Source organism: Niastella koreensis GR20-10, from assembly GCF_000246855.1.
Classification (GTDB): Bacteria; Bacteroidota; Bacteroidia; order Chitinophagales; family Chitinophagaceae; genus Niastella; species Niastella koreensis.
Genome location: NC_016609.1, coordinates 7,283,832 through 7,296,468, shown reverse-complemented (window position 1 = coordinate 7,296,468; position 12,637 = coordinate 7,283,832). Strand labels below are relative to the sequence as shown.

Genomic DNA, 12,637 nt, shown 5'->3' with positions numbered 1-12,637 from the left:
TCCCGGGTTAACCCGAACACGGCTGTTTTTATTACTAAGGTTTACGGTAGACTTTTTTTACCGGCTTAAATCCATTGGCAATAAAATGAAATCTTATTTGAAGAGAATCGTATTCCAGGTCTCCGGTTAACGGCGGTAAGGTGGCTACCACATATTCTTTTTGTGCCGGGAATTGCAGATTAATACCGTCTGTACTTTTAGAAATAACCAACTGAGTTCCATTTGCGCTCACATGTACATCAACATGAATAAATTCATTTTTATTCTTATCGTAAAATATAAAGTGTCTTTTTGCAGGAGACTTCTTCCCCATAGATACTTTCATTTATTACAGATTTATTAAGTTGTTGGTAGTGTAACATTCAGTGTTTATAGTTCTTCTTTTATTTCCCGGATCGTTTCCAGGAATCGCTTTTCATGCTTAATATCCTTTTGCCAGGCTAAATCTCTTTCTATCAGATCAATTTCTTTTTTGATAGTGGCGCCTTCCTTTCCCGGTTCATTGCCCAGAATAAAAACGGTGTCAGAAATGGCTACGCTGTTCTCGATGTCGTGCGAAACAATGATGAGCGTTTTCAACTCATCTGACAGCGAAACCTGTAACAACAGTTCCACCGCTTTGTCAAGCATGCATACATCAAGACCGCTGAAGGGCTCATCCAGTAAAATGAAATCAGAACCCTTTAATAATTGCTGCATGATGCTTACGCGCTGGCGCTGTCCCCCCGATAATTGTTGAGGATATAGGTTCAGGTGGCCGGTCAGTTGAAACTGTTCGGCATACCGGGCGATGGCTTGTTTTTCCTTGCCTGCCAGTTTTTTGTTCTTTTTGGCGGCCAGCATCAACGATTGATAAACGGTACGCCATTCAAACAAATAATAGTTCTGGAAAATAACGCCCATGTCACCGGCCTTTACTGGTTTATTGTCGTGGATGGTTATTTGTCCTGAAGTAGGGGCCTGCAGGCCCGACAGTAATTTAAACAACTGGGTTTTACCAATGCCGCTGCGGCCGATGAGCGATACTACCTGTCCCTGCAATAAACCTGGACGAATGATGTTTTTGATACAAAAATTTATCTCGCGCAGAATAGGCCGGTCGAAAGTAAGCTGCACATGGCTGGCTTGCAATACTACTTCTGCTTTTATACAATCTGTCATTGTTATGCTTTTGCGGTATTTAATTTACTATACGGGAACAGCCAGTGTCTGAGACTGCCCAGTAAATAGTCGAAACATAAACCGATTATAAAGATGGCCAGTTGTAAGGCCAATACGTTAGTGAGGTCGTTGTACTTGTTGTATTTTATCAGCAGCGTTCCAATACCGCCTTCACTCATGCTCAATCCTTCCACCATGGTAATCATTAACCAGGAGATAGCGAAGTTCTGCCGCAGGATCTCGAACACCTGGTCTGCCTTACCAATGACGATTGTTTCATACAGCGTTTGCCAGTTATTATAGCCCAGCGTTTTGCACAGTTCATATTCCTGCGGGTTAATATTTACAATCACCGACAGGAAGGAGGTTACAAAAAAGGGCACAATGCCAAAGACCAGTAACGATAATTTTAGCTCGCTGCCATCTTTGGTAAGCAGGGTGAAAATGAAGATCAAACCCGTAAGGGTTAAATACCGGCATTTTACTATGAAGAGGGCTACGCTTTTAAAAAAGGGCAATACCGATAAGTATGCAAACAACAGGGTAATCAGGATACTGTACAACATGGCTTTCAAGGTGAGCAGCAGGCTTACCAGCATATTGTCGATGAATAACCTGGTGCCCAGCAGCGTTACAAACGCTCCCGCAACTTTACCAGGTTTAGGTATCAATCCATCGCTCAGGCCATGCCACAACAACAGGGTGATAACCACTTGCACAGCCACCATAATCATAAATGTCTGGGGGTTAATAGTGGCAAATGGTTGAAGAAGTTTTTTCATGATTCTTAGTTGGTTGTTACAGGTTGAATTCTTTAAATGAGCCGTGCACGGCTGCAACCCCGTACACGGCATATATACTGATGGCTAACACTTACTCATTACTCACCCAACACAATTTCTACGCGGCGGTTTTTACTTCTGCCGGCTTCGGTGCTGTTATCGGCTATGGGTTTTTCCGAACCGTACCCTTTGGCTTCGATCTGGCTTTGTTTCAAACCTTTTTTCAACAGGTAGCTTCTTACAGCTTCCGCTCTTTTTTGTGACAGGGGAACGTTTATGTCGTTGCTGCCCTGGTTATCGGTGTGGCCGTATACACCCAGTTTCAACCCTTCCGCCACTACAGCCGATTCAAATATTTCATCCAGCAATTGGTACGAACCGGGTTTGATATTGGCTGAGCCGGTCTCAAACTCGATCTTGTACGATTTAGAGGATATGGCCGCGGTGATCTGGTCGGCATATTTTGCTTCAATAGCCTTACCCTGTAATAATTCAGGGTGGTTAGAGATCACACTGAACAGGAACGATTTATCAACCGCCTTTTCATAGGGTAAAAAGCCGGGCAGGATGTTGGGGTACATTTTCACCATCAGGTTACCGAAGGTGTTGTACACTGCTTTATACCGGTCAACTTTATCATCACCTAATCCATAAGTATTGGCCATATCATTCAGATTGAATACGGCAGAACCACCAAGGTTCACCTTCAGGCCCTGAATGTCTTTTTCTTCAACACCGTTATAGTACTTCAACCAATAGTCTGCAGTTTGTTCCTGGTACAGTTTGGTGCTCACTTCAGCCGCGAATTTTTTGGCATCGTTGAACGAACGCACCTGGTCGCCGGCCTGTGCCAGGGCAATGATCATGTTCTCGATACCGGTACGGTGATCGTTTGCCCATCTTTTAATGGCAATGGTTTGGTTACTCATTTGCGATGCGTACTGTCTGGTGCTGGCGATGGTTACCAGGCCACCTTTTTTCGTGGCGACATTTACGTCACCAGGCGTCCAGGTGGCTACCCCATCCACACCAACAGTGGTATCGGTACCGGTGGTTTTACCATTTACGATCAGCTTCCTTTTTTCGGTATAACCGGTGATGTACTTGTTAGGCGCATCCAGGAAGTCGTTGGCGGCAATGAGGTTGATAGCATTGCCGTCGTAGGTGGTTTCGTCGGGGTTTACTTTTAACCCGTTGTCACCGGCCCATTTCAACAGAATGTTTACGTCACCGTCGCGCAATACGCCCACTACGCATTTACCAATGGCGTTCTTAGGGTCCTGCTTCCAGGCCAGCGGGCCCATCACCTGGTCTTCACCAAACGATTTACCGTGCGTAACCGGAATAATAATGGGTTGGTATTCGGCGCCTAAAGGTTCCAGCTCTTTGGCAAGCGAGGTCATAAAGGCCGGCATACCGTCACCCATGAAGGTGATTAACACCCCTGCGGCATTGGGATTGGTTTTATACTCGTTGGCAAATTTTACCAGGTCGGCCATTTGTTTGTTACAGTCGTCCTGACGGATATATGTAACATCGAGATGCGCCTTGTCGAACAAAGAACCTTTGGTAGTACGTACGCCCCCGTTAGCGTACATGCCGCTGAACTGGCTGTTCCAGGCCATGCGTTCCCAGGTAATGGAGGTGCCGCCGTTCACGGCGGGTTCATCACCTGGTAATGGTAATTGAACCGCATTGCCTTGTAAAGATGCATCCGGTGCATCGGGCAGGGCTACCTTACCTACTTCAATAGAATCGTTTACAACTTTCGGACGGTTCTGATACCATCTAACCCCTGCAATACCTGTAGCTACTACTGCAGCGATGATTAATATTTTACCAGCGGGTTTTAATTTGAGTGACATTGTCTATATTAATTTTATAGTTGTTTAAATTGTTTGTTGGTTTTTTCATAAGAGGCTGAATCGTGAAACGTGAATTTCCTAGTCTAACAACCCACGATATCTGTCCGGTGTAGATATGCCTTTTAACTTACCACTATCAGAGTTCCTTTCCAGCGCACCCTGCGTATAATTGAAGTCGTTGCTGTTAAACTGATTGATTAACTCAATAGCCTGGGCCGACTTCGCTTTATCTTCCAGCACCTTGTCATCCATGAAGCGGGAGGTAACGTCTATGGCCGATTTTATGTGGCCGATCTTTTCACCGATCTGTACTTTCAGGATGGCCAGGGCTTTTTCGGCATCCTGGTTCAGTTCATCGTCGCCCTTAAAGGCTTTCATGGCGCTTGTAACGGCCGATAAACCGGTTGTCACCGAATAGTACAGGTCTTTCTTGGCTTCCAGGTCCAGCTTCGCATCTTCGAGCATAATACCACTCTCTTCATAGGCCGCATCGGTGAATGTTATCAGTTTGTTCAGGTCGCCTACTATGGGTGTTACATTGTCGATGTATTCCCGGCAACGCAATACATTGTTGGCGTACAGATCAATCCGGGGGCTGTTTTTGCCCTGTTCAGCCTGCAGAATCTTCACTTTTTGAATGTTCAGCTGCAACTCTTTTTCTTTCTCGCTCAGCTTGTTAACCAGCTCACTTTGTTTGCCTTTTAATTTGGCAGCCTGCTGGTACAGCGTGTTCCTGTCTTTATAGCCCTGCTCAATTTTGGCTTGCAGAATACTGAACGGGTTCAGCTCGATCGCAATCCCAATGGTGTAGTTGGCTATAAATTCAGCCAGGTACTTCAGCGCCCGCCAGAATTTTTTATTGGTTACTATCATCAGCAAAATGCCGAGGATCACCCCGCCAATAACCAGGTTCACCAGGTTCCATGTTACGGTTACGAGCCAGGGCAGTACATTGGTTAAGAAACCGTAAGCCAAACCGGCTGTTAAGGAAACACCTATCACTGCGGTGGCCATGTTCCTGGGTTCAGAGAGCCAGCCGGGTGTTTTTGTTTTTTGAATAGGGTTTATCATGTTCCGTTGGTTTATTGTATATATGTTTTAATTTTTTCGATGTCGCGGACAATACGGTTTTTCATCGCTTCGCTTTCATATTTATATCCACCGGTATTGGTGGCTATCTTTGCTTCATTCTCTTTTATTTCAGCCTGCATCACCAATAATTCGTTTTGCAATGTGCTTATCTCCTGCGTTAGCTGTTGAATGCGTTTTTCCTTTTCATCCATCTGCTGTTTCTTTTCCACCACTTTTTCCTGTAAAGCGGCGTCTACGGAACTGTGAAAGCTTTGGGCGTCCGCATCCAGCAATTGCAGGTACTGACCGGCGCTGGATAACAATTTTTGTTTATCGAGGCCTTGTACGCTTAAGCCGGCAAAAGCAGTGGTAAAACGTACCTGTTCATCGGGCACTGCCTGCATGGCCTCTAACATTTTACTGTATTCGAAGTAGTCAGGACCAGGCAGGTTTGCCTCCCGGAGCAATTTTTCAAAGTGTTCTTTGAACTTTGTGCTGTTCACTTGTGTTGTATTGCTATTATTAGTAGTTGTACTGGTGAAGGTGGCAACAGGTTCTGTTTGTTTAGGCAATGCTTCATTCACTTCCACAAACGCTGATAAAATTTTCTTTCCTAAGTTGGCCATAGTTATAGGTGTTAAGTGTTGTTATCTTCAACTGATCCCGTTTTACGAGATGCAGGCCTCCCCCTGGCCCCCTCCGGTGGAGGGGGAAGTAGTTGAAGAGAAGATTTTGTTATTTAGGTTAGTAATGGCAATCCCTGTCCCGGTTTACCGGGATGCTAAAGCCTGTCTGGAATGTCTGGGCAAAGGGCAGTCACCCATAACAGTAGAACTGTTATGTTCCGCCAGCTGGCGGACTGCCTTGTTTAGTTTAACTGAAATTAATTCAGAAGGGTAGTGTGTCCCTGATTAAAAGGGCACCAGCCATCGGAGGATTGATCTCCGGTCTCTTCTTTTCTATTGCTGCAGGTATTGCTGACTGTGATTGTTCATTTTGCATTTTGTCGTATACCATTTGTCGCAGTGCTAGCAGAATTATTACACCTAATAACGGACCGAGCCAACATTTTAATTTCATCTTTTCATAATTGAACATGGCAAATTCATATCATTCCCAGGCGCTTGCATAGAAGTAAGCGAATGAGTATGGTTCACTCAGTGAGCCGAAAACGATTAATTGGAATTTGCGATTGCTGGTGGCTTTACTCGTTGGCGGTAGATAAAGTAACGGAGTTCGATAACCTTGTTCATGGTAATGGAGAGTGTTCTCCTGTTTGTTTAGACATAACAAAGTTATATGGGGCTTAACATTTCGTTTAGAAAATCCGACATGAGCGGCAACTTTTGTTTGCCAGCCGGTAAAGTATGTGTGATGATCGGTAGTATAAATGGGTAAAAGCGCCTATAAGCGGGTAAGTGGTTGAGGATGTGTGAATAAGCAGCCTTTATGATACGCTGTTGCAAATTAAATAGTGAGTTGTGAGTTGTCAGTTGTGAGTGGGTTTCCGGCTGCGCAGAACTTCTAAAAGTTCTCAAGCTTACTCACCACTCACTACTCACCACTCACCGTTTATTTCTTACTCTGCATCAACGCCAGCAACGACCTGTCCAGCTTGTAACCATACCAGTCTTCATACTGAATATCGGAACGGTTTGAATTCAGGATGCCGAATTCACCTTTCAGGTCCCACAGGGCAAAGCCAATTCCGTTTGAGGTAAGAATATCCAGCACATCACCAAACCAGGCGAGGAATACATCATGTGGCGTTTCCTTCCAGGCGCCGCACTCACCGCAATGCACCCCTACGCCACTTTTTGCCAGGTCAATCCATGGTTTGTAATATTCTTCCATAGTTGCCCTGCTGTAATACCTGCCGCCCATTTCGCCGGGCCATACAGGTATTGGCTGGTATGCAGGATCGGGAAACACCCAGGGTGCTTTGTAGTGCGTGATCTCATACGGTACATAACCGCGACAGCTTTGTGCAATGTTAAGATCTGCCAGTTCAGACACCGGATCGGTAGCTCCATTGTTGCCATCGGCAATCACATAAAAATTCGCATTCTCTTTACGAATGGCCAGGGTTGCTGCCTGTGCTACGGTGCGATAAGTAGCGCCAGGTACGGCTGTGGTCTTTGAAGAAGTATTGTTCACATCTTCCCGGTAACAGGGTTCATTCACCAGGTCGAAGCTGATCTTTTGGGTGGACATATTCTTAAAGCGTTTTGCCCAATAGCTCCAGTGATAAACAAATGCGTCCTGCGCATCCTGCTGCGTCCACAAATTATACGGTTCGTGATAGCCCGCGCTTACACAATAACCGGGGGCACGATGCAGGTTAAGGCTCACATGCAGGTTATACTTCTGCGCCAGGTAAATTGTATTCTGTATTTTGTCGGCTTTGGTTTCATCTATCTTATATACATCACCGGCATTGATGTTTTGCTGACCAGCTGCCAGGTCAAGATAGTTGGGATAAGCAACGGGCAAACGAATGAAATCGAAGCCCCAGTCGGCCACATATTTAAACAACTCTTCCGGGGTGTTTTCCCCTACATACCAGGGATCTGGCTGAAAATAATCGGAGATGTTAAAGCCGCGCCATTCGGGGATCTTTTTAAGAGGAGCAATGATATTGCTGGTGGCGTCGGTAGTAGTGCTACCAATGTTATTCTTATTTGTAACTGCTGCAATTTCGGGTAATACTTTATTGCATCCTGCCAATGCACCCGCAGCAGCCAGCCCAACATTCCGTAAGAATGTCCGGCGGTTCAGGCCTTGATTCATAGACAAACCCTCCAAGGATTTTTAAAGTGTGAAAATTTTTCCGCTACAATTGCTCGTTTTTCTTGTTGGCATTTATCGTACCAAAAAAACAATGGTTCTAACGGTCCATCTCACAACATCAATTTCCCCTTTATGAGGGTTTGCCAAAGCGTCAGAAGTGCTTCGGATAAATATGAATGATAGTACACCTGCGATCAATGTTGCCTGTAAGGAAAGTGGTAATCTGGCACAAACAAAAGCCCCGGCGGGAACGCCGGGGCTTAATTTTTCACGTGTAAACCTAAAGAATAATAATCCTGTTCGAAGCTACTTTCTTAAAATTCTTATCGTATACAGTTAGAAAATATATCCCTGGTGTCATGGAGACAGTCCGCGGAAGGTTTTCTGTTTGGCTGTATCGGGTAATGTTAATTGTTTTTTCTGCAAATTTTTGTCCGGTTATACTGCGTAATTCCATCCGGTAGGTATTTTCACTTAGCCCTGTTAGTTGTACATTGATTTTGTCGACAACAGGATTTGGCGCGATAGCAATTCTTGCACCAGCTGTTTCGGCCACAGAGAATTTAAGCGTGCTGGAATACTTGTAAGCTGCATCGTTATCTATCATTTTTAACCGGTAATAGTTAGCTCCGGGAGTTACGTTTTTGTCGTTAAATGCGTAGTCGATGTGGTTGGCGTCTTCCCAGGGGAACACCAGTCCAATGGATGTAAAGTGTACGCCGTCGGTGCTTTTCTCTACCTCAAAGCGATTGAAGTTTATTTCGTTGCTGGTTTTCCAGCTGAGGCTGATCGTTGTGGCGTCTTTTTCCTGCCCTTTAAATTCTACCAGCGTAATAGGCAGCGTGTTGGTGCCGCACAGGTTGGCATTGAACAAAAAGCTTTTACCAGGTCCGTTGTCACCGGCCAGAAAGTTAGTTAACAGTCCAAGCGTACTGCCGAGGTTCAACAGGCTGTTGTTGAAATTGAGTGCAGCAGCAGGAGCGCCCGTGAGAATGCGGGGAGAAGTGCCTACCCACGGGTATCGGGTACGCCGGCCACACTATAACCATATAACGACACGGCATTTACGGAAAGGAAGTCGGTACCCAAACTAACTGAAGTGGTGTATTGAGGCGTTGGGGCAAAGGTGCCACCAGAATTGCCCAGGAATACATAGGCTGCGCCACCCACGGCATTTGCCTGTAATTGAGCTAAAGTGGCGCCAGATGATAAAGGTTCGCCCACTACTATGTCCGTATAACCGTCGCAGTTTACATCGTACGCATTATCGATGGCGGCGCCAAACAATGCATTCACCTGCAGGGAATTCAGGATATTCAGCAGGCTGGTTGAGCGGGGCGATTCAATCACCTGGTCGCTGAGTACAGTGGCGCCGGGTGAGCTGGTTTTCTTTTTGAAGATGTGCACCCCACCGGTTTGAATGGTAAGGCTAAGGGAATTAGGCAATAAGCCGCCAAGGGGAGCGCCAATGGCAATACTGCCGTTACGAAGGCCACTCAGATTTTTTAAGCCTCTTACTTTATAGCCAAACAGGTTGGCGGCATTGCCCAATAAACTATTAGTACTTGATTTCAACATGGTACCGGCTGTGTTGGTAACACCCGATCCGTTCCCGTAAAAAACATACGCTGTCCCACCTAAAACCTGGCCGTTCAGTACGCCGCCCAGTGACGACAGATCAATACCGGCCGGAGCGCCTACCACCACATCGGGAATTCCATCGTTATTATAATCACCAGCGCCATCAACACTAAACCCAAACAGCAAACCGCTGTGTCCCAGCAAAGGAAGATTTACGAGCCCTAATAAAGAGGGAGAAGGTGTTTGTAATGATACAGGATTAGAAAGGCTTTTGGTGTAAAACACAAAGGCCCCACCACTTTGAACGGCTCCTAAACCAGGGCCAAGGTATGCAGGAGCGCCTACCACAATATCTGATTTATTATCACCGTCGAGGTCGCCAACGGCGGCAACAGAGAAGCCAAAAAGGGCATTGACCGATACATTGCTGGCCAATAGACCGGCAACGCCCGTACTGAAAAACCCTGAGCCGTCTAATTTTATTTCAAGAAAGTTGGTTGGGTTGGTGGCTGCGGTATTTCCACCGGGGAAGATGTATACCTTTCCAGCCTTCACCGTAGCCGATGTTATTAAGCCTGAAGTGGTGGCGGTATATGAATCAAGGGGAGCGCCAACAATAATGTCATTAATGCCATCGCCGGTAACATCGCCTGCGTCAACGCTCATTCCAAAAAGCGCACCGGCCACCGCTGTGTTCGGTTGCAGGGTTTTGGCGGGCGTGGTTGATAAACCTGTGGGTGAACCGTAAAAAACAAATACGGCGCCTACACTGGCCAGCGAACCGTTGCCACTGAAGATATTGGTGAGGGCTGGCGCGCTGACCGCAGCGTCACCATACCCGTCACCATTCACATCGCCCAAACCTGTTACTGCGTAGCCATATAATGAAGAGTTTATTTGCAGGGAGGTAAGACCACTTATTAACCCATCTGCTGAGGTATTCCATTCGGGCGTTTTATTCAGCGGATCAATAGTTACGGGATAAGCAGCCTGGCTGTCATCCACTTCAATGGTGAGTAAACCATTAGTAAAATGCATCGCTGCGGGCAGGGGTTTATGATTGGCATCCCATACCTGCAGATCCTCGTAAGCCAGCAACATTTTGCCGGCAGCATTAAAAAAAGCCAGGCTGTTACTGCTTAGCAACCGGGGCTGCAATTCAGTAGCAGGTTCAATGGATACCGTTAAGGCGCCACTGCCTGGCATTTTCCTGTTTACCCAAAAGTTCTGGCGTAAGCCATCGTTATTATTAATGTATTGAATAGCTACATTATTGAATTGGTATTGTAACTCGTTTGGTGTTTGAGTGACCGCACAGCTTTGATCGGGCGTCCATTGAATGCTGGAGCGACCAATACCTTTAAGGTTGAAAGCAACTTCCCAGTTACTTTTTCCCGTTGGGGTTACTTTATAGCCAAGGGGAGAAATATAAAAACCGGTGTGGCCAGGTATGTTGGCTGCGCTGTAATCACCGGTTCCTGACACCGGTTTTATTTGAGATTCTAGTTGCTGTATGCTTTTTAATGCCTGGTTATACCAGTCGGATGAAATATCATTGGAAGAGGTTTGTGCATGTACGGCAGATAAGGGCAATGCAATAGCTAGCACCACAAGTGTGTAAAAATTTGACTTCACGGTAAACATTTTTTAATGAACAGGTAAGTTGTTAAGCATGCTCAATGCCATAGCCGGCAAGGCATACGCATAACATTAGTGCATTGATGAATTGATTAATGGAGGTAAGAAATATTGGAGTTTATGACGGGAGGTTAATGCCCGTAAGCTTTTCTATTAATATTGGAGTGGTGTTGGTAATCCGGATTATTGATCGTTCGTTCTGTATGTAAAAGTAGAAGGAATGTAGCGTTTCTTTTACCGCTCTTAATTCAAAGAATACCGGGATCGGGTCAGCAAACACTTAGCCATTTAAGTTACCATTTCAATTTGCTTGACCTGGATCAAGTACATTGAAGGGCGCTATGACTTATAAGGGGAAATGCTTATGTTAAATGAATGTTTCTGCTCAAACGGCGAAAGACATATGTTTTTTCAGTATTCACAAATGGGACACAGGTGTATTTATAAGATATACTTGTTGTTGATTTATACATGGTTTGATAGCACTCTCCAATGTTATGAATCTTGTATTAATTAAACCAATAGAATGTATGAAAAGCTATTCAATTTGTGTAAGCAGTACTGACCGGGAAGAGGAATTTAAACAACTGGCCCTGGAAACCGGCGGGGAATTAGAAGAAGGCCATACGCTCATCAGGTTTTCGAACGACATGGGGCGGGGAAAAATAAGAACATGGCACCTGGATGCGGGTTTGTATATGCGGGTGTGGGACCTGTACTTATTAAGGCCCATTGATTTTATAAAAGAAGCCTTGCCCGTACATATTACTAATAACGGGTTTAGTTTATTATGCATACATACTCCTGAATCGGTTGAGCTAAGGAGTATTAACCAACACCAGCAATTTAATAAAGTACGTGACAGGCGGTTTGTTCTGGTACCCGATGCGGTAACTGCAGGCTTTCAGTTGAACCCTGCCCTGCCTGTGCAATTGATCGAATTCTCTATTTCGGGCTACTGGATCAGGCAACAACCCGGTTACCTGCGTATTGCCAGGTATTTTAATGATGGAGTTTTAGATGAGGGCAACATGCCGGTATTGATAGAAACTATTCAGTCAAAAACCGGTCAGCTGGCAGCCAGGCTGATAGATAGTGTAGATGATCCTAAAGCCGATGCTACCGCGGTATTTGCCCAAGGTAGCGGAACCATAAGAGATTTTCTAACTGCTGCATCAAGAGAGGAATTGGGAAAAACGAGCAACAATATTGATCTCTATTATGAGAAAATAAAAGAAGCAGAGAGTATCTTGCTTGAGCATTTACAAAAGACGCCACCGCGCATGGGCATGATCGCTAAAATGGTAGCATTAAGCGAATCAACATTGAAGCGATACTTCAAACTTATTTATGGTAAAAGTTTGTACGACTATTATTTAAATAAGAAAATGGATTTGGCCCGAACGATCCTGTTGCAGAAACCCTATTCTGTAAATGAAATTGCAGAACTGATGGGCTATGAAAAAGTGAGCCATTTTATTGAGATCTTTAAAAAACATCAGGGCTGCTCACCGGGTAGTATCAACAAGAAGAAACAATTGGAAAACGCGTAGTTATTTAGGGATATTGGAATTTAGAGATTTTGAGATTGAAAACTGTGAGGATGTTGGATTTAAAGAAATCGTAAAATCTCGAAATCGGAAATGTATTAAAGAGTCGTCCCCTTAGTCGGCGTCTAATAAAAACCCTGCGAAGTCACGAGCTTTGTAGGGTTATCTTTTTATATCTCCTATATCTCCAGCTGCTGTG

10 protein-coding genes are annotated in these 12,637 nt (G+C 45.1%); 1 reads left to right on the top strand and 9 read right to left on the bottom strand.

Features of this window, described 5'->3' with window-relative positions:
* Positions 1-34: 34 nt before the first annotated feature.
* The 9 genes from NIAKO_RS28855 to NIAKO_RS28805 all read right to left on the bottom strand — a co-directional run bounded on the left by NIAKO_RS28855 (position 35) and on the right by NIAKO_RS28805 (position 10,885).
* Positions 35-325, bottom strand: coding sequence for a hypothetical protein (locus tag NIAKO_RS28855; RefSeq protein WP_041347436.1), 291 nt, complete (start codon positions 323-325; stop codon positions 35-37).
* A 44-nt stretch (positions 326-369) separates the two neighbouring features.
* Entirely contained in the window at positions 370-1,161 is a 792-nt protein-coding gene (locus NIAKO_RS28850; protein ID WP_014222003.1) for an ABC transporter ATP-binding protein, read from the bottom strand.
* 2 nt (positions 1,162-1,163) lie between these two features.
* Entirely contained in the window at positions 1,164-1,943 is a 780-nt protein-coding gene (locus NIAKO_RS28845; protein ID WP_014222002.1) for an ABC transporter permease, read from the bottom strand.
* 98 nt (positions 1,944-2,041) lie between these two features.
* On the bottom strand, positions 2,042-3,808 hold the full coding sequence (locus NIAKO_RS37295; RefSeq protein ID WP_014222001.1) for an OmpA family protein: 1,767 nt from the start codon (positions 3,806-3,808) through the stop codon (positions 2,042-2,044).
* A 78-nt stretch (positions 3,809-3,886) separates the two neighbouring features.
* The gene (locus NIAKO_RS28835; protein WP_014222000.1) at positions 3,887-4,879 is read right to left on the bottom strand and encodes a hypothetical protein; all 993 of its coding nucleotides are present in this window, start codon (positions 4,877-4,879) and stop codon (positions 3,887-3,889) included.
* 11 nt (positions 4,880-4,890) lie between these two features.
* Positions 4,891-5,505: a kinetochore Spc7 family protein gene (locus tag NIAKO_RS28830; RefSeq protein ID WP_014221999.1), complete on the bottom strand. Its 615-nt coding sequence runs from the start codon at positions 5,503-5,505 to the stop codon at positions 4,891-4,893.
* A 946-nt stretch (positions 5,506-6,451) separates the two neighbouring features.
* Positions 6,452-7,669, bottom strand: a complete 1,218-nt coding sequence (locus tag NIAKO_RS28815) for a glycoside hydrolase family 5 protein (protein WP_242675484.1) — start codon at positions 7,667-7,669, stop codon at positions 6,452-6,454.
* Positions 7,670-7,949: 280 nt separating this feature from the next.
* Complete coding sequence (locus NIAKO_RS28810) at positions 7,950-8,615, bottom strand: T9SS type A sorting domain-containing protein (RefSeq protein ID WP_014221997.1); 666 nt, start codon at positions 8,613-8,615, stop codon at positions 7,950-7,952.
* Positions 8,616-8,677: 62 nt separating this feature from the next.
* The gene (locus NIAKO_RS28805) at positions 8,678-10,885 is read right to left on the bottom strand and encodes an integrin alpha (RefSeq protein ID WP_165761281.1); all 2,208 of its coding nucleotides are present in this window, start codon (positions 10,883-10,885) and stop codon (positions 8,678-8,680) included.
* 533 nt (positions 10,886-11,418) lie between these two features.
* Here NIAKO_RS28805 and NIAKO_RS37290 point away from each other — a divergent pair.
* Positions 11,419-12,441, top strand: coding sequence for a helix-turn-helix transcriptional regulator (locus NIAKO_RS37290; RefSeq protein WP_014221995.1), 1,023 nt, complete (start codon positions 11,419-11,421; stop codon positions 12,439-12,441).
* The last annotated feature ends 196 nt before the right edge of the window (positions 12,442-12,637 follow it).